Origin of the sequence: Polynucleobacter paludilacus (genome assembly GCF_018687595.1) — a bacterium.
Taxonomy (GTDB): domain Bacteria; phylum Pseudomonadota; class Gammaproteobacteria; order Burkholderiales; family Burkholderiaceae; genus Polynucleobacter; species Polynucleobacter paludilacus.
Genome location: NZ_CP061298.1, coordinates 290,987 through 312,636 on the forward strand (window position 1 = coordinate 290,987; position 21,650 = coordinate 312,636).

General features: G+C 36.5%; 22 protein-coding genes. 18 read left to right on the plus strand and 4 right to left on the minus strand.

Annotation, left to right across the window (positions count from 1 at the left end; genetic code table 11):
• Positions 1 to 21 precede the first annotated feature (21 nt).
• From AOC06_RS01605 to AOC06_RS01615, 3 genes are read right to left on the minus strand one after another with little or no spacing between them, the layout of a single operon-like run.
• Positions 22 to 1,188, minus strand: coding sequence for a glycosyltransferase family 4 protein (locus AOC06_RS01605; RefSeq protein ID WP_215380677.1), 1,167 nt, complete (start codon positions 1,186 to 1,188; stop codon positions 22 to 24).
• On the minus strand, positions 1,163 to 2,452 hold the full coding sequence (locus tag AOC06_RS01610) for a lipopolysaccharide biosynthesis protein (RefSeq protein ID WP_215380680.1): 1,290 nt from the start codon (positions 2,450 to 2,452) through the stop codon (positions 1,163 to 1,165). Before AOC06_RS01610 ends, AOC06_RS01605 begins: the two co-directional genes overlap by 26 nt.
• Position 2,453: 1 nt before the next feature.
• Positions 2,454 to 3,452 carry a glycosyltransferase family 2 protein gene (locus AOC06_RS01615; protein ID WP_215380682.1) on the minus strand — a complete coding sequence of 333 codons (999 nt, stop codon included), beginning with the start codon at positions 3,450 to 3,452 and terminating at the stop codon, positions 2,454 to 2,456.
• A 188-nt stretch (positions 3,453 to 3,640) separates the two neighbouring features.
• Here AOC06_RS01615 and AOC06_RS01620 point away from each other — a divergent pair, with 188 nt between their 5' ends.
• Positions 3,641 to 4,672, plus strand: a complete 1,032-nt coding sequence (locus AOC06_RS01620) for a glycosyltransferase family 9 protein (RefSeq protein WP_215380685.1) — start codon at positions 3,641 to 3,643, stop codon at positions 4,670 to 4,672.
• A complete protein-coding gene (locus tag AOC06_RS01625; RefSeq protein WP_215380687.1) occupies positions 4,669 to 5,763 on the plus strand; it encodes a glycosyltransferase in 1,095 nt (364 codons plus the stop codon). Before AOC06_RS01620 ends, AOC06_RS01625 begins: the two co-directional genes overlap by 4 nt.
• Here AOC06_RS01625 and AOC06_RS01630 read toward each other — a convergent pair.
• Entirely contained in the window at positions 5,760 to 7,067 is a 1,308-nt protein-coding gene (locus AOC06_RS01630; RefSeq protein WP_215380689.1) for an exopolysaccharide biosynthesis polyprenyl glycosylphosphotransferase, read from the minus strand. The two genes, AOC06_RS01625 and AOC06_RS01630, sit on opposite strands and share 4 nt — an antisense overlap.
• Positions 7,068 to 7,146: 79 nt before the next feature.
• On the opposite strand from AOC06_RS01630, the gene AOC06_RS01635 reads away from it, so the two are divergent.
• The 16 genes from AOC06_RS01635 (at position 7,147) to AOC06_RS01710 (ending at position 21,649) form a co-directional block, all read left to right on the plus strand.
• On the plus strand, positions 7,147 to 8,541 hold the full coding sequence (locus AOC06_RS01635; RefSeq protein WP_215380691.1) for an O-antigen ligase family protein: 1,395 nt from the start codon (positions 7,147 to 7,149) through the stop codon (positions 8,539 to 8,541).
• Between the two features lie 173 nt (positions 8,542 to 8,714).
• Positions 8,715 to 9,581 carry a Wzz/FepE/Etk N-terminal domain-containing protein gene (locus AOC06_RS01640; protein ID WP_215380693.1) on the plus strand — a complete coding sequence of 289 codons (867 nt, stop codon included), beginning with the start codon at positions 8,715 to 8,717 and terminating at the stop codon, positions 9,579 to 9,581.
• A 186-nt stretch (positions 9,582 to 9,767) separates the two neighbouring features.
• Positions 9,768 to 10,901, plus strand: coding sequence for a hypothetical protein (locus tag AOC06_RS01645; protein WP_215380694.1), 1,134 nt, complete (start codon positions 9,768 to 9,770; stop codon positions 10,899 to 10,901).
• Complete coding sequence (locus tag AOC06_RS01650; protein WP_215380695.1) at positions 10,876 to 11,709, plus strand: hypothetical protein; 834 nt, start codon at positions 10,876 to 10,878, stop codon at positions 11,707 to 11,709. The genes AOC06_RS01645 and AOC06_RS01650 overlap by 26 nt, the downstream gene beginning before the upstream one ends.
• Positions 11,693 to 12,577, plus strand: a complete 885-nt coding sequence (locus AOC06_RS01655; protein ID WP_215380697.1) for a WavE lipopolysaccharide synthesis family protein — start codon at positions 11,693 to 11,695, stop codon at positions 12,575 to 12,577. Before AOC06_RS01650 ends, AOC06_RS01655 begins: the two co-directional genes overlap by 17 nt.
• Positions 12,574 to 13,386, plus strand: a complete 813-nt coding sequence (locus AOC06_RS01660) for a glycosyltransferase family 2 protein (protein ID WP_215380700.1) — start codon at positions 12,574 to 12,576, stop codon at positions 13,384 to 13,386. The genes AOC06_RS01655 and AOC06_RS01660 overlap by 4 nt, the downstream gene beginning before the upstream one ends.
• Positions 13,379 to 14,365: a hypothetical protein gene (locus AOC06_RS01665; RefSeq protein WP_215380702.1), complete on the plus strand. Its 987-nt coding sequence runs from the start codon at positions 13,379 to 13,381 to the stop codon at positions 14,363 to 14,365. Before AOC06_RS01660 ends, AOC06_RS01665 begins: the two co-directional genes overlap by 8 nt.
• Positions 14,349 to 15,221, plus strand: a complete 873-nt coding sequence (locus AOC06_RS01670; protein ID WP_215380705.1) for a hypothetical protein — start codon at positions 14,349 to 14,351, stop codon at positions 15,219 to 15,221. The genes AOC06_RS01665 and AOC06_RS01670 overlap by 17 nt, the downstream gene beginning before the upstream one ends.
• A 97-nt stretch (positions 15,222 to 15,318) precedes the next feature.
• On the plus strand, positions 15,319 to 15,711 hold the full coding sequence (locus tag AOC06_RS01675; RefSeq protein ID WP_215380708.1) for a P-loop NTPase family protein: 393 nt from the start codon (positions 15,319 to 15,321) through the stop codon (positions 15,709 to 15,711).
• Entirely contained in the window at positions 15,695 to 16,756 is a 1,062-nt protein-coding gene (locus AOC06_RS01680; protein ID WP_215380710.1) for a WavE lipopolysaccharide synthesis family protein, read from the plus strand. Before AOC06_RS01675 ends, AOC06_RS01680 begins: the two co-directional genes overlap by 17 nt.
• Positions 16,737 to 17,396 (plus strand): class I SAM-dependent methyltransferase, encoded by a 660-nt coding sequence (locus AOC06_RS01685; RefSeq protein WP_215380712.1) that lies wholly within the window; start codon positions 16,737 to 16,739, stop codon positions 17,394 to 17,396. Before AOC06_RS01680 ends, AOC06_RS01685 begins: the two co-directional genes overlap by 20 nt.
• Positions 17,397 to 17,409: 13 nt before the next feature.
• Positions 17,410 to 18,258: a glycosyltransferase family 8 protein gene (locus AOC06_RS01690; protein ID WP_255880068.1), complete on the plus strand. Its 849-nt coding sequence runs from the start codon at positions 17,410 to 17,412 to the stop codon at positions 18,256 to 18,258.
• On the plus strand, positions 18,248 to 19,339 hold the full coding sequence (gene rfbG, locus AOC06_RS01695) for a CDP-glucose 4,6-dehydratase (protein WP_215380714.1): 1,092 nt from the start codon (positions 18,248 to 18,250) through the stop codon (positions 19,337 to 19,339). Before AOC06_RS01690 ends, rfbG begins: the two co-directional genes overlap by 11 nt.
• A complete protein-coding gene (locus AOC06_RS01700) occupies positions 19,327 to 19,764 on the plus strand; it encodes a dTDP-4-dehydrorhamnose 3,5-epimerase (protein ID WP_215380716.1) in 438 nt (145 codons plus the stop codon). The genes rfbG and AOC06_RS01700 overlap by 13 nt, the downstream gene beginning before the upstream one ends.
• Positions 19,761 to 20,534 carry a glucose-1-phosphate cytidylyltransferase gene (rfbF, locus tag AOC06_RS01705; RefSeq protein ID WP_215380717.1) on the plus strand — a complete coding sequence of 258 codons (774 nt, stop codon included), beginning with the start codon at positions 19,761 to 19,763 and terminating at the stop codon, positions 20,532 to 20,534. The genes AOC06_RS01700 and rfbF overlap by 4 nt, the downstream gene beginning before the upstream one ends.
• Complete coding sequence (locus tag AOC06_RS01710) at positions 20,531 to 21,649, plus strand: DegT/DnrJ/EryC1/StrS family aminotransferase (RefSeq protein WP_255879999.1); 1,119 nt, start codon at positions 20,531 to 20,533, stop codon at positions 21,647 to 21,649. The genes rfbF and AOC06_RS01710 overlap by 4 nt, the downstream gene beginning before the upstream one ends.
• Position 21,650: the final 1 nt, after the last annotated feature.

Below are 21,650 nucleotides of genomic sequence, written 5' to 3' on the forward strand. Positions count from 1 at the left end.
GTAGTAAAAACTAAGTCAGTGCTATTTATTTAGAATACTCAGAATTGGTTGCAATACCTCTGACCATTGGTAGACTCTGGATTTTTCGATTGCAAGATCCCGCATATCTCTTTTTGCATCGGGCGCAAGCGAAAAGAAGTATTTCAGACCTCGTGCAATATCAGCACTTGTTCTTTCTACAAAAATGCCATCTTGACCATTAGTGACATAGTCTTCTAACCCACCTACTTTGGTGCACAGAACGGGGAGGCCGCATGCGAGTGCCTCGATACCTACCAGACCAAAAGATTCATATTCAGTAGGTAAAACAAATAGGTCGGAAGCTTGAAAAAGTCTTACTAGTTCTGCTCCATGGACACCTGGCATGGCTGAAACAACAGACTCTAAACCCAGATCCCTTGCTTTGGATAAAAGCTCTGAGGAGTCATCGCGACCGACTACAAGATAATGAAATTTAACCCCGTTTTGCTCAATCAACTTGAGTGCTTCCAGAACAATAAGACAGCCTTTGCGCTTAATTTCATTCGTCACCGTGAGAAAGATGACGGCATCTTCAGGAAGGCCGATTGAAGTACGAATTTCTGTTTTGGAGCCATCCGCTGGATAAAAGATGGAAGAATCAACGCCATGCGGTACAACATGAATTCGATTCTTTGCTGGAGGATAAAAACAATCAATCTCTGATTTTGTCCTCTTCGATGGCACCAAGATCTGTGATTGATTCCTCAAAAAAATACTTGCTTCACAAAAGATATAAAACCAGTGCCTAGGATTGAGTAACCATTTAAAAGACCCTCGTTTCAATCGTTCAAATTGGGCTGCTATATGACAGCTACCCGCCATCACCAAATCTGCGGTAAACAGCGCGCAGGGCGCACTGATAATGCGACTTTTTAACTTATTTGCTAGCTTGGCCTGCCGTCCTGCTTGCAGCATCCAGTGAGCCGTATGAAACATATCCCAGAGCAGGTGATTGGATTTCTGGATTCGAATGGTATGCACTTTGCTACATAGTGGGCGAAGTGAATCATCCATCTCTGAGCAGATGACCTGAATCTGGTAATTATTGTTGAAGAGAAACTTCAATACCTCAGCCATAACGCGCTCAACCCCACCTGTATATCCAATCGAGGGATAGACTATTGTGACATCACTTGTTGCGCTATGGTGCTGTGTGGAGTCGCTCATAAATGCCCTGTTTTAGAATGAGGGAGTGGGACAGTATCAAAAAAATACTGACTGCAACGATGCTAGCCATAAATATACCTATATAGCCATATAAAGCGGTGAGCCACCCAGATAAGAAAATTTTCAAAACAATAATACTGATTAACCAAGGGCCCAATCTCACAGAGACCATTGGAAATTGCAAAAAGATCTGCATCAATGTCGTCGATAGCGTTAAGAAAAGTAACAGGCCAGATAGTACAAAGACTATTGGATAATCTATCTCAATATGCCCCCATAGCATTGACAAAGATTGACCCCAGCTAAAAAAGACGGCGGAGTATAGAAACCCAACTCCTAAAAAAATGAGATAGGCAGCGTTTATTTTTTTAGTGGCAAGTCTTTTATCAACACTCTCGACCTGTACAACAAAGCCAGCGATTACAGGGGTCAGAGCTGCGGCCAGTAGGCCCACCCCCAAGAGTTGAAAGCGGGAAATAATATTTACTTTTGCGACATCTTGGGGCTCAAGAAAAAAACCAGACAGATAAACATCCGAGCCAATCAGCATGGTCATGCCGATTTGAACAACCCATAAAATCCAGCCTTCCTTACACAGGGTAAGCCCAATTGATTTGAGTTGAGCCCAATGATTTTTTGCCGTGAAGTAAATTTCTGAAAACTGCCATCTGGTAGTGGATAGATATAGTTTTGTAACCAGTGGGATGTAGATCAAGCACGTGATAAAAAAACAAAATACGAGGCTTGTCAAGCTCCAATTAAAAAAATACGCCAGGGCGTAAATAATAATTTGTATGATCGAACGTAAAGTCTCAACCAGACCAACGATCGCAGTATGAAGGTGCGCAAGTAAAGCCTGAGCTGAAACGGTCCCCAAGATTGTGGCAGAGGAGCAAAAAATTGCGAGATTACGAAGTCGCTCTTCTTCTGTTGAATTTCCAAAAATAAAGCTGTATCCAAATATGCCAAATATAACTACGACGAGAACAAAAATTGTCATCAGTAAAGCGGCTGTATAGAGTAGTCTTTGTTGTTGTGACTTTTCAGTTTGAATATGTCTTCCAATTCGAACTCGCATTGCACTAATGTATCCAAAATCTTGGCTGGTAATCAGCGAGTAGATTGCAAAGAGCCATGCCCACAATCCAAAGTCTGCAATATTGAGAAGGCGCCCAAGTAAGAAAATATTGAGAAAGCTAGCAGCAAGTCCGCTTACTCTGGCTAAGAGATTAGCGGAGGCGCCATGAAGTAATGCTTTAGACATTTTAGTTACGAATTCTATTCATGCCGGCAATGATGACTTGTTTTGCAAGAGCGGAAGGTAAAAGAGCTACTGCAGTCATCCAAGCTATATATAGAAAACGTTTTCTTGGCGAGAAGCCTGGCCAGCAAAGGATTGAACTCAAGCCATCTTTTAAGCATTGAATCCTAGAGTCTTTTGGAATCGGATGATCCTGTGGCGCGACTCGTAATGAGATTAACCGCAGTTTGATTTGAGCAGGCATTGCATACTGAAAAGGCTCAGAAACGAGAGCTACTTTGGATAGCGCTTCGTATACTAAATTGCGCGTCTTTACAGCCAGTTCAACCGCCTTTGATGGAATGGAAGGGCTATTGTTCATAACAAAGGTATTCACAGGTTGGGTTTTGTGATGAATTCGATAAAACCCACCGTAACGCTTTAGGCTATGAACTTTTCCGCTGAAAGGAGCTACCAAAGCGGGCAATGTATCTGCGCCTATTTTCCAGTCATGTTTGGCTATTGGAAAAAAATTGATTAACGCTGATCTTCTATAAGCATTTCCGCTTCCAGGAGGGCTAGCGTAATTACCAAATTTTTTGATGATGGGTCGCACATCACCGTCATGGAGCGTTTCAGGAAAGAGGCTGCCAATCTGATTGCTGTCATCATCTATTAAGGCAAGCCGCCATTGCACTTTAGTAATTGCTCGATCTTTGAAAACGTCCACAATCTCTTTGATTGTATTGGGCAGCAAAAGATCATCGGAATCCAGAAAAATAAGGATTTCTCCACGAGCCTCCTTAAAGCCGGTATTGTAGGCGCTGCCTTGTCCTCCATTGGCTTGAGAGATAACCCGAATTTGGCCCTTAAAAGACTCGGCTAGTTTGATTGATTGGTCTATTGAGCCATCATCAACCAAAATAATCTCGACATCAGGGTAGGATTGGGAAATGGCGCTTTGAATGCACTCTGCAAGAAAGCGTTCATAGTTATAGTTATTAATTAAAACAGAGACCAGCATTCAATGGTTCCGGATTGAGTTGGATAAGCTGTACAAATTCATTTTACGTGAAGTCAATGTGATTGGGCCCTTTAAATCACTATACTGATTAATAATCATTATTAAAGTATTGCAAGATAAAATAGGGCTTTAAGGGTAATTTGATTTGGCTAGTTTTACGGCTTTTTGAATAATGGACTGAATTTATCATGAAGATCACGCTTGTAAAGCTCGGTGGAATTGGCGATATCGTTCAGCTTGCCATTGCCCTCTTTGCTTTTAAGAAAAAGTTTCCGGCTGTCAAGGTAAGTTGGATCACTAGTCAGTCAAATGCAGCGCTGATTGAAGCTTTTGGAATTGCTGATCAAGTTATTGCCATTGACGACAAAAAAATATTTTTTGGCAATCCCCTGAATAGGGTAATCCATTTATTTTTGGCTGCATTGAAAATTACTAAACTTTCTTATAGTAATCAAAAAATTGTTACAGCTTATGTTGATTGGCGATATCGCTTGCTTACGGCATGCATGTTTTGGATTCCAAGTATTGACTTTCCACAAAAACAATTTAACCCCATGCTGCAATCGAGAAATCGCATTTATGAATACTGGCGGCTTTTACATTCATCTAATGCATATCCTGAGACGGATTTGAATGTTGCAAAAGCTACACTAGATTTTGGGCATTCATTCATATCAGAATATGAACCTCTACAGAATTTATCTGGACTTGAGAAAAATACTTATGTTGTTTTGGTCCCAGGGGGGGCAAAAAATATACTTCGAGATGATGGCTTGCGAAGATGGCCAATTTCTCATTATGTAGAACTGGCTAAAAAATTAATTGAGCAGAACGAGACAGTGCTTATCGCTGGCGGTCCAGAAGACCAGTGGGTTAGAGATGATTTTATGGGTTTACCCGTCGTTGACTTAGTTGGTAAAACATCCCTCTTAGAGCTTATTCATTTATTAAATGACTCTAAATTGACGGTAGTGCATGACACAGGACCTATGCATCTAGCATGTTTAACTCAAGCGCCTATGATTGCTTTATTTGGCCCTACGCCAATGAATGCCATATTACCTTTAGGTAGAACTAGAACCGTTGGGATTCAGTTGGGCAATCAAGTTGCCTGCTCACCTTGTTACGATGGAAAAAACTATGCAGATTGTCATGATGCTGTTTGTATGAAATCGATTAGCGTCGATTCTGTCATGCAATCTATTAGAGAGTTGATTTGAAGGTTGCGATCGTTCATTACTGGTTAGTAAACATGCGTGGCGGGGAAAAAGTGCTCGAAGCGCTTTGCGAACTCTATCCCGATGCCGATATTTATACTCATGTTTATGATTCAAGTGCCATTTCAGAAACGATTAAGCGTCATCGGATCAAAACGAGTTTCATACAAAGGCTGCCGAACGCTGTTGCCTGGTACCAAAATTACTTACCCTTGATGCCTTTAGCATTGCGTTTCTTAAATCTCAAGCAATATGATTTAGTGATCAGTGCGGAATCAGGGCCTTCTAAAGGCGTGCGGTTAAGTAAAAATGCACTTTTCATTTGCTACTGTCATTCGCCTATGCGCTATGTCTGGGACCTGTTTGACGAGTACTTTAGATCCGTTGGACTCTTCAAAAAAATGATGATGTTGATTTGCATGAAGCCCTTACGAATTTGGGATCGCTGGACGGCCCAAAGAGTAGACCAATTTGTGGCAAATTCCACCACGGTGCAGCGCAGAATCCAAAATTGTTATGGTCGCGAATCGATTGTTATTCATCCACCGGTGGATTTAGAGGCCTTTCAGATCTCCTCCAAGGCGGATGATTACTACTTATTATTTGGTCAAGTCATTCAATACAAGCGACCTGATTTGGCAATTGAGGCATTCAATGCTTCAGGAAGAAAGCTGATTGTGGTGGGGCAGGGCAATATGCTCAAAGATTTAAAGAAAATTGCCAAATCAAATATTCAATTTATGGGACGATTGGAAGACTCCCAGATCCAAAAGTTGGTTTCCCAATGCAAGGCCCTTATATTTCCCGGCCTAGAAGATTTCGGCATTATTCCTGTTGAAGTCATGTCCTCAGGTAGGCCTGTGATTGCCTATGGGCAGGGCGGGGTGCTAGATACAGTAATGGATGGTGAAACCGGAATTTTCTTTGCAGATCAAACGGTAGCCTCTTTAAATGCAGCTATCGATCAGTATGAAAACACAGCAGATCAATTTATCCCAGAGATTATTAAAACCTCAACTGAGAAATTTTCAAAAATGCAGTTCAAGTTGAAATTTACAGACCTGGTCAAAAGTCTCCAGAGTCAGTCCCGCTAGACATGACGTCGATTTCTGGAAAAAGGCTCAATCGCAGTTAGCAGGATGATTTTAAGATCTAGAGCTAAAGACCAGTTTTCAATATAGAACAGGTCATACTCAATGCGTTGGTTTAAATCGGTATCACCCCGCAGTCCATGAATCTGTGCCCATCCCGTAATGCCCGCTTTGACTAAATGTTTTTTGGCATAGTTGGGAATCTCATTAGCAAATTGCTCGATAAATTCTATGCGTTCAGGGCGGGGGCCGACGATCGACATTTGGCCGCGGAGTACATTAAAAAATTGGGGTAGTTCATCCAGGTTGTACTTTCGTAAAAATGCTGAAAAAGAATCCACGACCTTATTCTGGGCCCCACCCCATTGCACTCCTGCTTTTTCAATATCTACTGGCATTGAGCGGAATTTCAGCATTTCAAAAGGTTTGCCGTTAAGGCCTACACGTAGTTGCCGATAAAAAATCGGACCAGGAGAATTCAGTTTTACTAGTACCGCCAAAGTAATAAAGACTGGCGAAAACAAAATACAAAAAACAAGAGATAAGAAAAAATCTTCAATATTCTTGAGATACAAGCGATTACCCACAAATGGTGAGCTAGAGATATCAATCATAGGGACACCCGCTACCTCACTAATGCCATGATTGAGTAGGCGATGCATAAATAGATCGGGGCTAAATTTAATTTTGGCTGAACTATTCGATAAGTTTTTCAGGATCTCTTTAAATTGACCGGCTTCATCCAGGGTAAGGCAGACCCAAATTTCATCAAGTTGAAGGCGGCTTAATTCTTGTAATTGCTCTCTATCTACTCTTTTAAGATGGGTTTGGATTTTGTAGTCAGAGTAGTTATCTGCTGCAATGTATTCAATTAATCTTTGGGATGCTGCGTTTTCGCCAATAATCGCGATTGAGGTCTGCTTATAGGATTGAATCAGTTTATGCCGAATGAGGTGGCTGTAAATGAGGTCTTGCGAAATTAAGAGTACCCAAGTCAGCAATCCCCAAAGCACAAGCCACACTCGAGAAAACAATAGGCTACTTTGGGTCAGCAAAATAATCAGTAGGACCAAGGCAAAGGTTTGCCACCATTGGCGACTTAATTGTTTTAAGCGCCCAAAGCCATCGAAAAGGGGTTTAGATAGAACTCTGCCCCCAGTCAAAATAAAGATAAAGCCGCTAAATAAAATCACGATCCAATAAAACTGATTGGGAAATGGCTTATCGAAAAATCGAATATGTAGACTCCCTAGACCCGATAACAGGATTAGGCTCAGACTGAGCAGGCGGTAGACTAGATTAGGCATGGGCTGGAAGGTGGCCGGTAGGGGCTATTTTTAACATCATTTTCCATAAATTTAATAAGGACTTTGCTAAAATCGGCCGATGGCAGCTTCAACATCAAAAAGTAATGCGAGCAATCCTTCGAATTTAAACACGAATCCTCATCCATTCGAAGTGTTTGCCCGAAAATCTTACCTCTGGATGGTTGGTCTCTACATCTGTTTAGTGTTTAATGAGTTTATTAAAAGGCCGGTAGACTTTTTGGCACTGGCTTTGATCCTCTTTGGCCTGCCTCTAATTTCCTTGCAAAATGCCAAACTACTTTGGCAAACAATGAGAAGCTCAAAGGCCAATCAGTTAGTTACGGGCAGCTTGGCTATGATGAGTGCCTTATTTCTGCTGGGGACTGCAACTCAAATTCCGCTCTTAGAGGGTTTTGTGGCCTTTGGTGCCCAGTATGCTGTTCATATTGGGCTAGCTGTAGTTACCTTATTAGTCATTCCACTAAATCAACGCAGTCTCCAATACTTTGCGAACGCTTGCATGATGGCACTTATCCTATTAGCCGCATGCGACTTAGGGTATTACGGATTCCAAGTCCTGAACAATCAGCCGATTGGCATCGACTACACGCATCGGTGGTTTGGCGACGGCTATTTATTTCTTACTCCTTTTTTGTTGGCCCGTATATTTGGGAGCAACGGCCATTTGCACCATCAAAATATCAATCGACAATCCCCATTCTTGATGAGTCTCATGATTGGACTTTTATTAATAGTGATCATGTTGAGCGGGGGTACGGGCGCTAGATCAACTTATGGAATTTTGGCTTTAGAGCTACTATTTTTTATCAGCATTTGGATCTTGCGCAAAAGATCCATGACTCTTAGCGGCGAGCCTAAAAGAGTTTGGGTTGTAATAGGGCAGACAATCGTTTGGGTTCTTGTACTCGCTAGCGTTCTAATAGCCCTCCGTTTTTTGTTCTCTGTAATAGCCCCACATTTATTTGACGGCACCCTCAATCGCAGCCTGCAAATCTCCGATCGTGTCCAGAATGCTTGGTTGCCCGGTATTGATCTCATTACTCAGGTGCCTTGGTTTGGGCACGGCTTTGGAAGGCAGGCCTGGGATCGTGCTTTTACTCAACTACAATTGAACCACCCTCAGATCCAAAATTTTGGCAGCCCTCATAATTGGTTTCTATCAGCTGGTTTTTTTGGGGGTATATTTGCAGTTCTTGCGCAGCTTCTGTTTTCTGGAGCCGTGCTCTGGTCTTTGTATAAATCGTTTACCCGCTCTGAGCTAAGTCAACAGGCTCAATTGACTAAAAATTGCTCCCTAGGGCTAGCAGTTGGTTTTATCGCCTTTTATTGCTTGCGAGGTCAAGTAGAGTTGACGATCTATAAATATCTCTGTATTACCCTAGTAGGGTTTGGTCTGATTCAGGCTCTAGATTATCAATCTGAGCAGGGCCAAAAATCCCCAAATCCCTATTAAAATGAGTGCTATAAGCTAGCGAGACTTTAATGGCTGCCCATCGGGCTTCGAAAATTATGGAGCTGGGAAAATAAATGTGGCTAGTAGCCTGAAATAAGCCCCCTAAAGGCTCAATAAAGTTTTAGGTTAAGTTATTATCAATGATTATTTAATTAATAATAAATATCTGAAATATGGATAGTCTGACACCAAACTCAAAAACTTCAACAATCCAAGCTCAAGACGAGTCAGAAATCTCCCTGATCGATATCCTGCGCTTTTTAAAGAGCGCCTATAAAGTCATCCTCGTTTTTGGTGTCCTCGGAATTGCCCTCTCCATTGCTTACCTGGCAATCACCCCTAAGCAATATGAAGCAACAGCCCAAATCGCGATGGCCCAAATCGGCACCGCTAACACCAATATCAATCCCCTAGGGGCTAATATCGAGGAGCCCGCCCTCCTGGTTTCTAGGATGTCCATTCCAACCAGCTTTACGCCACAGACTATTGCTGCTTGTGGGGTAGACGATAGTGGCAATGCGGGAGCAATCCTAAGCAAAAGCATTAAGCTGACCCCTGCCAAGGGCGTTGCCAACGTGGTCGAACTAAAGACCTTTGGCCCATCCCAAGAAGTTGCTCTAAGCTGCGCCAATGCGATTTTTGAGCTGATTAAAACAACCCAGTCTCAAATTCTGACGCCCTATATTGACGAGGCGAAGAGTAAGTTGGCTGATGATGAGCTGCGCCTGGCCAAAGCCAAGGATTTGGTAGCTAAGGCGGACAAGTTTGGCTCAGTTATGAGCACTGCCTACCTATCAACGAGAGATGAGATTCGTTACCTCCTAGACGAGATAACCGCCTTAAAAAATGTGGTAACTAGCAATCAAAATCGCACGACCCATTTAGTCGCCCCTATCTATGCGAGTGATTTGCCAATCTCACCCAAAAAACGCATCGCTTTGGCTGGCGGATTATTTGGCGGTCTCTTTTTGGGCTTGCTGATTGCGCTGGCAAGGCAGATGATTACCAGGATCAAAAGCGAAGCGGGCGGGGTCTTGTAATGAAGGGCAAAGTTCAAATATGTGTGCGAGATCGGCCATTAGCAGGCTTGAGTATGCGTTGTTTTCTTGGCTCTGTTGTTTATGTATTTATTCTTTAGTGTGTCGCTGAAGGGTGGATGCGCAAGATCGCTGGCAATGAGCGGGATTCCTAAAGGTGCAATTTTTTCATTGTCGTCATGAGTTGAAATGAATAACAAGAAAAATCCACTCCTTTTTGATACTGCATTAGAAGTGGCGAATACAAATCTAATTTCACCATGTAATTTATGGGATCAAGAGTGTGACTCAAGAATCAAAAGACTGATCAAAAATAAGGACGTTGATCGACTTCTATTTGATGGATACTTGTATTGTTTCTTGAGAATGATGTATGGGTCATTGAGAAATACAAAATTATTTTTATATTTAATGTTTTTGAGTATACTAAATCAGGGAATTAGCTTAAAAACAAACAAAATTTATATAAATGATAAGGGTGATGCAGGTGTTCAGAATATATTTTTGCCACATTTGATAAGTGATAAAAAAACAATTATTAAAACCTCCTTCAGTAGATTGATAAAGCTGATCAAAGACCAAATAGCTGAGTATTTTTATTCAATAAGGGCAATTTTTCAATGCAAAAGTTATCCATTGAAAGTTAAAATAAATGCGATTACAGACATTGCGAATCGCCATCACTTGTTTTATTGGAAAATAGCGCAAAATCACATTAATGGAAAAGTAATAGTGATGGATTATGAGGGCATGCCACATGAAAACCTGCTAATTAAGGTTTGTGATAAGAAATCGAAAATTAAGGTCAGAAGAGGGGTTACGCCACATAATCTAAATCAGGGACTCAAGGCCCTAGGAAATGTTATGGATCTTGGGATTGACCAAAATGGTATTTTGAACCTGAATGGTGAAAATAAATCAAATTCAGTTGATTTACACGATGCATTTTTTAGAAATCAAATAAAAGATAAAATTGAATATTATGAAATTCAAAATGAAAGAAATATAGTACTAATTTTATCTAGCTGCAACTATATTAATGCAATAAGTATTGATGCATTAATTTATAAAAATTTAGTAAAATCTATTCTTCTGAAGCCGCATCCAAATTTACCCCCTAAAAAAATACTAAAAATAGTAAGTATCATAAAAAATATGGGATTAGAAGTTTCCGTATTGAAGGATTTATTAAAAGAATATAGGTATGTTGGCCTTTCCTCAACCATGCTTTTGGACCTAAAAATGAACGACTATAAAGTTAATCTGCTAAAAATCGATTCAATAGAAAAAGATATTTATGGGAACAAATATTATGCCGCATGAGGAATTGATTAAATTTAATGCTTTAAATTCTGATTTGCCATTCCCAGTGGTTAATGGCATGTTGAGCGCTAGTACGGCTGAAATTAATGCATTGATTGAGATAATTAATGCTGAAATTATATACAGCAAAGATGAATCATATTCAGGTGGGCGTGTAGATATTCCGTATGGATCAGAAATGTATAAGAGGGTTTATCAGAAAAGTTTACTTTTAAAAAGGATTCAAAGCGAGCTATCGAAGGCTGAATACTGGAATAAATCGGCCGAGAAACTGAATGTAGATTCAACTGATATTTCGGACCACTTTCCACTTGAGCAAGCTTCCATTAGGTTAAGGAGAAACTATCAATCTTTGTTAATCAGACTGAACGGTAAGATGCGAAGAAAAGGCATTTCACTAGAAATTCCAATGAGGCTATTTAAGCCTAAGTACGAGATAACAATAAATATAGGATATGCACTTTCAGGTTATTACGTACCGCCACACCAAGACAATAGAAATAAATTAATTGTGGGTCTAATTTACTTGGGGGGGTCAGAAAATCAAAATTTGTTGCTATGCAAGACTGCTGAGCGAGATAAATATCCTCGGATATTGCAAAATGGTGACTACGAGATATTCAAAAGAGTGCAGCAAATGAAAGGAGTTGCTGTTATGTTTGTAAATCAACATAACGCTTATCACGCAACCGAACAATATAAACAAAAAGAGCCCAAGGTGTTCATCTACTATTCCCTGGCCCAAAAGTATGTCGAACATGTTTTTACTAAAGATGAAGTTAAGCTGCGGGATGAGTGGATTGAATAAGTATTGGAATTACCTAAAAAATCATTCATTAGTTAGATTTATCATTTTTTTTATTTGTAAAAAAAATAATTTATTTAGTAAATTCATATACCAAAATCTATTGAATAAAAATAGATTGATATTTGTAGGAAAAGTAAGTGGGGCATACAAATGCAACAAAGAATATCTTTCAAATACAGTAAAAATGGATGTATTAATACAAGGGCCAATATTAGGACTCACCGAATTAAAGTGCTGTCTGAGTTGGATTGATTTATGTAAGAAAAATAGAGTTCAATGCATTATTTCTACTTGGGATAATTTTTATGGACTGATTCTTAAAATATTGGTTGGAAAGCGAGCAGTTATACTGATTAAAAAAAAGCCAGAAAAACCAGGACCACAAAATATAAATAATCAAATTACAGGCGTGATGAATGGTTTGGCTCATGTGAGAAATAAATATGTACTTAAAGTAAGAACCGATCATTATCCAACGTCAATATATTGTTTGCAGGTCATTTCAGCGTATTTTAAAGCGAATTGCGAAATTATAGTAGGACCATCAAGCGCTGAAAGAGAAGACGAGCTAAGAGATCAATATATATATACTACGAAACAAATATTACAAGAGCTATATGGAAAGAGTTTTATTTTTAAACAAGAGCAAATAAACGAAATATGCGAAAAAAAATATGAATCGGTTAGCAGGAATTTCTCAGTGGAAAATTATATTTTTGATAGAGTAAGGACTAGTACTACTAATAAAATAGTAATAGTACCAATTGAGCCCTTAGGAATTGGGTGGGCAAAATATCCAGGTGAATTTGCTTTTGATGCTTCAGATATGAAAATAAAAAAACAAATCAGGCAAAAAATATACCAATGAATAAGGTTTTAATAATTATTAATGTACACAATGGTGCAAATTATATAGAGAATGCCATTGAATCAGTTTTAAATCAGAGTCACCCTACAGACCTATTGATCATAGATAATGCATCTTCAGACGGAACTGATGTAATAGTTAAGAGATATATTAAAAATGAAATCAATTATACAAGGATAAATAATAAAATTACCTTGGGTGCCGCAAGGAATTTAGCATTAAATCATGTAAATAATTATGATTATTTCGGATTTTTAGATGCCGATGATAGCATTATAGAAAATAATTATATAAAGAATATTGTCGATCTTTTTATGATTAATGATGTAGTATTTATATACTCAAATGCTATCATATATAAAGATGGAAAGGAGATTGGAAAATTTTCCAAATATTCTGATAAAAAAATAACAAAGAAAGATGCAATTAAACGATATGATATTTGTTTCTCATCAGCAATATTTTCATCAAAAATATTTAATGATAATAAAATAAGATTTAATGAAGATTTATCCATCTGTGAAGATACCGATATAATTTTAAGTATTCTAAGTTATGGACAGGGTATTTACATTAACGAAGGATATATAAGGTTTAATATTAGTGCATCAAGTAATTTGCTAAATAATATTAATAAATATGCTGAAGAATTATTGCATATCTCAAAAGTAAATAAATTGGGTTTCAATGAAAGATATTCATTGAATTTGGTATTGGTTAAAACGGTTATCCGTAATATTTTCAATATTGGATTATGCAAAAGTATGATTATATTGATGACAGTGTTAAAAAATACTTTCTATGTATAGTGCTTTTTTATATCTAATTTCCCCAAAAAATTTATTTGGATTGAATCTAGAGTATTTAATTTTTTCTTTTTTTTTATTCGTCCAAATTCATCGCTTAAATTTTATAAGATTAAAATACGTAACATGGATAAGTTTATGGATTTCTAATACAATACTCCTGACCCTAATTAATTATTCGAATATTGTAGATTTTTTTGAAATTCTCAAAGAGTTGGCTCGTGGACTTCTAATATTTATTCTATTAAATAACTTAAGGAATAGAATAAATGTTAAAAGATTTAATCTTCCATATTTTTTGTTGATATTTAATTTGATCATATCAATACTGCAATTCTATGATATTAGCTCTATATCCGAACTCTACTCTCAAGATGAGTTGTATGGAAGAGCATCTGGAGTATTTAAGTATTTACATAGCAATATTCTGTTCTACACTCTATTTTTATTAATCCTTCCAATAGGTTACCTTGCCTCTCTGGGGATATTAATTGGAAATGCGTTAACTTTGAGTAAGCTAGCATTAATTAACTTATTTTTTTTAAAATATAACTTTAGACTCATTGTGGCATTTTTGTCATCAATTTTAATTTTTTTGATCATACTTGCCTATGTTGGCGATAATAAACTCATGGCCCAGGCAAATGCGTTGTTTAATTTCTTTGAAAGTAGTTCATTTATTGAGAGAAGGAGCCAGTTAACAAGTTATAATTTGATCGAATATATAATTCCAAAAGATAGTCCCGGTACCTTGGGTCTTAATTCTCATAGGGTTGAAATAACAGCATTTAATTTGCTATTAATGCATGGCTTACTGGGTGTTTGGTTGTATTACTATGCTCTATATGAATTGCTAAAAGAAAATAAATATTTTTTTATTATGATAAGTATATTGACATTAATTGGCTCACCAATAGATGAGCCAAAAGCTATAGTATGTATTTATTTTTTAATGTTTTATTATCATGCAAAAAATAAATAAAAGCTTTATAGCTATAATAGCGCTTAGTATGTTATCAGGTGCATTGTCCCTACTAGAAATTTATATATTTGTAAATTTAAATAATAGTGATGAATATCTAAATTTGGTTTATATATTTATAATAAAAACGATCATATCTATTTTAGTAATTATTTCTCAAAATATTCTATTATTTAAATTTGAAGAAAAATTTTTACAATTATTAGTCATTCGCCTTACGAGAACTAAAAATAACATTACTCAAGGCAATATTGTAAAAATTTTAACAACTAATATGAATGCAGTTTTTCATGCATTTGGTTCTGGGTCAATAGCTTTAGTAAATGATATTTTTTTCATATTATTCTATGCTATTGGTTTAGTATACGTTTCTACACAATCAATTAAATTACATTTCAACTTAAGTTTTTTATTGATGGTCTTTTCATCAATAATTATTTTATTGGTACTTTTGATTTACCCCATCAAAACTTTAATTTATGCAAGTAAAAGTTTGAATTATGGATTGAATATTTATAGCGATAAAATAAAGGATTTAGCGGATTTTATAAAAAATAAAGTTAATATTTTAGATGAAAAAAAGTTTGTTAGATATGAAATAGATAAAACATTTAAATATTCTAATAAATATCAAATACTTCAATTTTCATTGATGGAATCATTTAAGAGCTATTTAGAGCTTATTTGTGCTTTCTTTCTATTGGCATATATTATAGCGGGCGGTGATAGCATGAAGAGTTTGGCAGCTTTTGGGGTGATTCTTTTTCGACTGCTACCTATTGCTATAAAAATATTTGCAAATATTAATAGAGTAATGTCTGGTATACCAACGTTGAAGCAAATAAATGAAATCTAACATGTTCAGGGGCGTCGCAACATTATCTGGTACCTCAGGTTCTGGTAAGTCAACCTATTGTCGGAGGGTGGCTAATAGCAATCCTTCTAAATTTTATATGCTGCCTCAAGATCCTGTATATTTTCATACAAGCATTATTAAAAATGTAACGTTAAATAGAACAATGCCTTTATTTGACTACTTTAAGTTGCTGTTTGAAATTCTTGAATGTGATAGTTACATTGATTACAGTAATTTTAAAATCAACAATACCGATAGTTATGTAACACTTAGTGGAGGGGAGAAACGCAGAATATTTTTATTAAGAGCTTTTTATAAAAAATATGATAACTATATTTTAGATGAGTCTTTTGTTGGAATTCAAAAATCTATTATTGATAGATTTTTTGATTTTATTTTTTCGGTTAATATGAATATATTAGTAATTACTCATGATGAAAATATAATAAATAAAGTTAATAATAATTACATATATGATAAGTCTACGTAGAATTTTAGACCTGAAGGATAAGATTGGCTTTGAATATTTCTTATATTTGATACTGGCCATTCTGCAAGATAATATTAGCAGGATTTCTTGGATGGTTGCGGATAGTTTAAGAAAATATCTTGGCAATGGCTTTTTTTTATTATATGCCTCAGGTATCAGGATTTCTTGGATTGATGATGAATCTCCATTTGAAAAATTTGAACCCATTGGCCAAGAAAAATTGGGTATAGTAGTTCAGGGTCCAATTTCAGCTACAACATTAACTTTTCTTAAAAAATTAAATGGAGTTTGCATCCCAATTGTCTTTTCAACTTGGAGGAATTCTATAGATAATGGCATTTTTGATTCACTCGAAAATATTCACGTGATTGAAAATGAGCAGCCAATTGATCCTGGATTTTTAAATTTAAATAGACAAATTGTAAGTACTTTCAATGGTTTGTTATATCTGAAAGACTTAGGATTAACTCATGTAATAAAAATTCGTAGTGATGAAATTGTTTTAAATAAGCATTTCATTTCACATTTAAATGGACTTTGGAATGAATTTGGTTATCACAAGGTAATTTCCTTAAATTTGCCTATCTATAGACCTGGACATATTAACGATCATTTTCTGGCTGGCCCTATTGATGATTTATTGAGGATGTTTCATATTTCAAAAAAAATAAAAATTATAGAATACAGGTCAAAATGGTACAATCATTTATTCAAATTTTTCAGAATTAGAGATTGGCCAAATATTGGATCTGTTGAAACTCGATTAATGTACAATCTTTCGGGTGTTGATTTCTTGAATTATCTACCGAGTGATTTCCTTCAATATATGGTAAAAAATCATATTATTTCTGATGAATTGACGATTGGATTATGTATGCCAAAGCGCTTAATAACTTTAGTCAATCATTATCCAATGCACTTTGAGAAAAATGCAGACTACTACAATAGGACTATTACCGAGCCTTACTATAGAAGCTTGGCTCATAATACAATGACTCTCAATTATGATTTTATAAATTTTGCGTATGAAAATTACAGATATTAATTTTTACTATGTCCTTAAATCCTTTTTATTTCCAATATCTAAGGAAAGGTTTATCATAAATGTTCCTAAAGGGGGGCGCATTCTTGATGTTGGATGTGGAAATAATTCAGTTAAAATTACTAGTTTAATTAATAAATATATATTTTATACTGGTATTGATATTATTAATCATCAATCAGATGATCCCAATTTTGAAATATTAGTTGGAGACAAGAATAATTTTTCTAATGCAATTAATAATTTAAATTCAAAATATGATTTAATTGTCTCATCTCATAATTTAGAGCATTGTTATGACCCATATGGTGTATTCTTATCAATGCTGGATAAATTGCAGTCTAATGGTATTATGTATGTTGCAACACCATCATATTTATCGATTAATTATCCAACGCGAGATGGTGTTTTAAATTTCAGTCAAGATCCCACACATATCAATTTAATTAGCTTAAATAATCTCAAAAGACTTATAACCAGCGATTATGAAATTATTCTATTTAATAAGAGATATAGAAACTTTTTTTATATTGTATTCGGAATTCCATTTGAATTTATATCACTAGCATTAAAAAAAGTAATCCCGGGTATTACATGGAAATTTTGGGGATTCGAAGCAATTTTTATAATTAGAAAGAATTAAAATTAATTATTGTATTTATTATTGCGTTGATAATAATTTAATTTCTCAAGCAATTATTTCAATTTATAGCTTAAGAAATAATGGCTATAGTGGTAATGTGCACGTTTACTCATTACATCATCTTGATGATATATACGTTGATAAATTAAATCTCTTAGGGGTTGAAACTACAATTTTAGATAAAGGAATTTTTTCAAATTATTCTTTGTTAGTGGATGAAAAAATATCCTTAACAGGGTACCTAAGATATTACATCCCAAGCATAATTTCAGATAAATATGATTTTTCCTTATATTTAGATTCAGATACACTTATAATTGATGAATTAGCCTTACCTCCTTTTGGTATGCATGATTACCTTATTGGTGGCGTGCCTGAGTTTTATAATATTAAAAACTTGCCACTGATTAAATATTTCAATAATCCACTATATCTAAACAGTGGAGTACTATTATTTAATAATAGCCTATGGAAAAGATCAAACTGTTTTTATAATATGTTCGATTGGATGAGTGCTAATAAATCACTCATAGTCTTTCATGACCAGTGCGGCTTGAATGGCTTCTTATACACTTACAATTGTGATGTCAAAGTTCTGCCATCAAATTTTAACGTCTATGGATGGCTATACTTCAGCATGCTTTTGAAAATTCACCCTTTTATTAATCCTACGATTGTTCACTTTAATTCTTTTATTGGCCGTCCATGGAATATTGTTTGTCTGCACCCTCTTCAATTTAAATATAGAAAAATCATGATGAAATTATTTAATAAATATTATTTCAAATTTGGTTCTTTATCTGATTTAAAAGGCTTTATATTATTTTTAATTAATTATTTTAGAATGCTGTATGTTAAATAAATATTTTTCCTCTTCTAAGGTTTTAATTACTGGCCACACGGGTTTTAAGGGTTCGTGGCTCTCTTTATGGCTTAGCAGCCTTGGTGCAAAAGTTTATGGGTACTCCGTTGACGTTCCCACAATGCCCTCACATTTTTCAGAGCTTGATTTTGGCGAGCAAATCGTTGACCATAGGGGTGATATTTCTCATTTCTCATATTTAAATCAATTTATTTCGGATATAAAGCCAGATTTTATTTTTCATTTAGCAGCACAACCTTTGGTTAAAGAGTCCTATCGTGATCCCAGGTATACATGGCTAACCAATGTTATGGGTAGCGTTAATCTTTTGGACTCCATTAATAGCCTTAAACATTCGTGCAGTTGTATTTTTATAACCAGCGACAAGGTATACGATAATAAGGAGTGGATTTGGGGGTATAGGGAGAGCGACCAAATTGGCGGGGCCGACCCCTACAGCGCCTCTAAAGGAAGCGCAGAGTTGGCCATTCAATCTTACGTCAGATCAATTTTATCCCCATCAGGGGGAATAAGGGTTGCAACTGCGCGAGCAGGGAATGTTATTGGTGGGGGGGATTGGGCATTAGACCGTATTGTTCCAGACTGTATAAGATCTTGGGAATCAGGGGTTCCAGTAGAAATACGTAACCCAGCCGCAACAAGACCTTGGCAGCATGTTTTGGAGCCGCTATCTGGCTATTTGCAATTGGCTGCAGAATTACATCAAGACGGGGGCTTACATGGACAGGCATTTAATTTTGGGCCATCTTCCGGTCAAAATAAGCCAGTGAAAGACATTGTTAACAAATTTACCAATTCTCTAGCTGGATTTTCTTGGGCTGACATATCCGAAAATTATGGTGGACCGCATGAAAGCGGGCTCTTAAATTTAAATTGTGATAAAGCTTTAAATTTGCTGAAATGGGAATCAGTATGGAATTTTGATACCACAGTTGACGAAACGGCAAGCTGGTACAGAAATTATCGCAACAAAGACGTTGACATACTTAGCTTTAGCTTGCAGCAAATTTCAAAATATATTTCAGACGCTAAGGAGAGAAACGTTAAATGGGCTCTGTAGTTTTGGTGGATAAAATAAAAGTAACCCCCTTAAGTACTATTTCTGTCAAGGGTGGGGATGTGCAGCATATTTTAAAAAAAGATAGTGGAAATTTTCATGGCTTTGGGGAAGCATATTTTTCAAGCATTGAATTTAATTCAATAAAAGCGTGGAAAAAACACAGGCAGATGACATTGAATTTGGTGGCCCCTGTCGGAAATATTTTATTTATTTTTATTGACCCATCCAATGGATATATTAGAAAGGAAATTATTGGAGAGGGCAATTATAAGTTGCTAACAGTTCCGCCCGGCATATGGTTTGGTTTTAAGGGGTTAAAAGCTGGTAAAAATTTATTACTCAATTTGGCCAATATAGCGCACGATCCAGAGGAAATCGATCGTGTTGACATAGATGAGTTTAAGGTGGATTGGACTGAAAAATGAAAGTTCTAATATTGGCTGGAGGGTTTGGAACTAGACTGGGAGAGTACACCACAATGATTCCGAAGCCGATGGTAAATATAGGTGATAGGCCTATTTTGTGGCACATTATGAAAACCTATGCTTATTATGGGCATTGTGACTTTAATATCGCATTGGGGTATAAGGCTGAGGTAATCAAAAATTATTTTTTAAACTACTCCATTTTAAATTCAGATTTTAGTATTCACACCAAATCTCAGAAAATTGAAACTCATAATAGAGTTGATGAGGATTGGAAAATCACTCTTGTTGATACTGGTTTGGACACTATGACTGGTGGCAGATTAAAAAGGATGAGAAACTTTATTGGCAACGAACCTTTTTTATTAACCTATGGAGACGGTGTTGCTGATGTCGATATTAATTCGTTAATAAGTTTCCATAAAAGCCATGGAAAGTTGGTTACTGTTACCGCAGTGAGGCCTGCTGCAAGGTTTGGAGAGTTAGGTATTTCCAAATTTGGTCAGGTAACTTCCTTTCAAGAGAAGCCTCAGGTAGGCGAGGGATGGATTAATGGTGGATATTTTGTTATTGAGCCAGCTTTCCTTGACTTTATCGATGGTGATAAAACAGTTTTAGAGAGAGATCCTCTTGAGGCTGTTGCCCAAAATCGACAGTTAATGGCCTTTCCACATACGGGATTTTGGCAGTGCATGGATACCAAAAGAGATAGAGATTATCTGGAGGATTGTTGGGGGTCTGGAAAAGCCCAGTGGAAAATTTGGACTTGAAAAATAAATTAATTCGTTTATCTAAGTCATGTATCGGGCCCGCAGAGAAAGAGGCTGTCTTGCGGGTCTTGGATGATGAACATTTGGGCATGGGGTCCTATGTGCAGCTCTTTGAGTCCAAATTAGAAACCTATTTTTCTAGACCAGTTTCCTGCGTATCAACGGGAACAGCTGCAATACAGCTTGCACTTGAAGCTTTAGGAATTGGTATGGGTGATGAAGTTTTGGTGCCTAGCCTTACTTATGTTGCAACTTTTCAGGCAATTTCGGCTACAGGGGCACAGCCGGTTCCATGCGACGTTGATCCCAGCAATCTACTTGTTAATTTGAATGATGCGAAATTTAAAATTACAAACAAGACAAAAGCCATAGTGCCTATGTTTTATGGGGGTAATGCTGATATTGCTATGGAAGTTCTAGATTTCGCTAACAAATTTTCATTGAGGATAGTCGAAGATGCTGCTCATGCTTTTGGTAGTAGGTGTTCAGGGCGGCTTATAGGTTCATTTGGGGATATTAGTTGTTTTAGTTTTGATGGAATTAAAAATATCACTTCTGGTGAGGGTGGCTGTGTGGTATCAGATGATCCGAAGGTTATTGATTATGTTAATGATGCAAGATTGCTTGGGGTTAAAAGGGATACGGAAAAAAGATATTTGGGTACTAGAAGTTGGGAGTTTGATGTGCAGAATCAAGGGTGGCGATATCATATGAGTAATATTATGGCTGCTATTGGCATCGTTCAATTAGCTAGATCAGGCGAACTATCATCAAGTAGGCAGGGTATTGCTAAAAAATATGATGATGCTTTAAGGGGTGAAAAAGCAGTCACTATATTTAAAAAAAATTATGATGAAATAGTTCCTCACATATATCCCATATTGCTAAATGGTAAATTTGATAGGAGAGCCATTCAAGAAAAATTATTGGAGGCTGGCGTACAAACAGGCGTACATTATCAGCCCAACCACACTTTAAGCTACTATAAAAGTAATTATCCATTGCCAGTTACTGAACTCTTGTATCCAAAGTTGTTGACGCTACCATTGCATCCGGAGTTAGATGATGGGGATATTTATTACGTAGTGGATCAGCTAAAAAAAATATTAGGGTAAA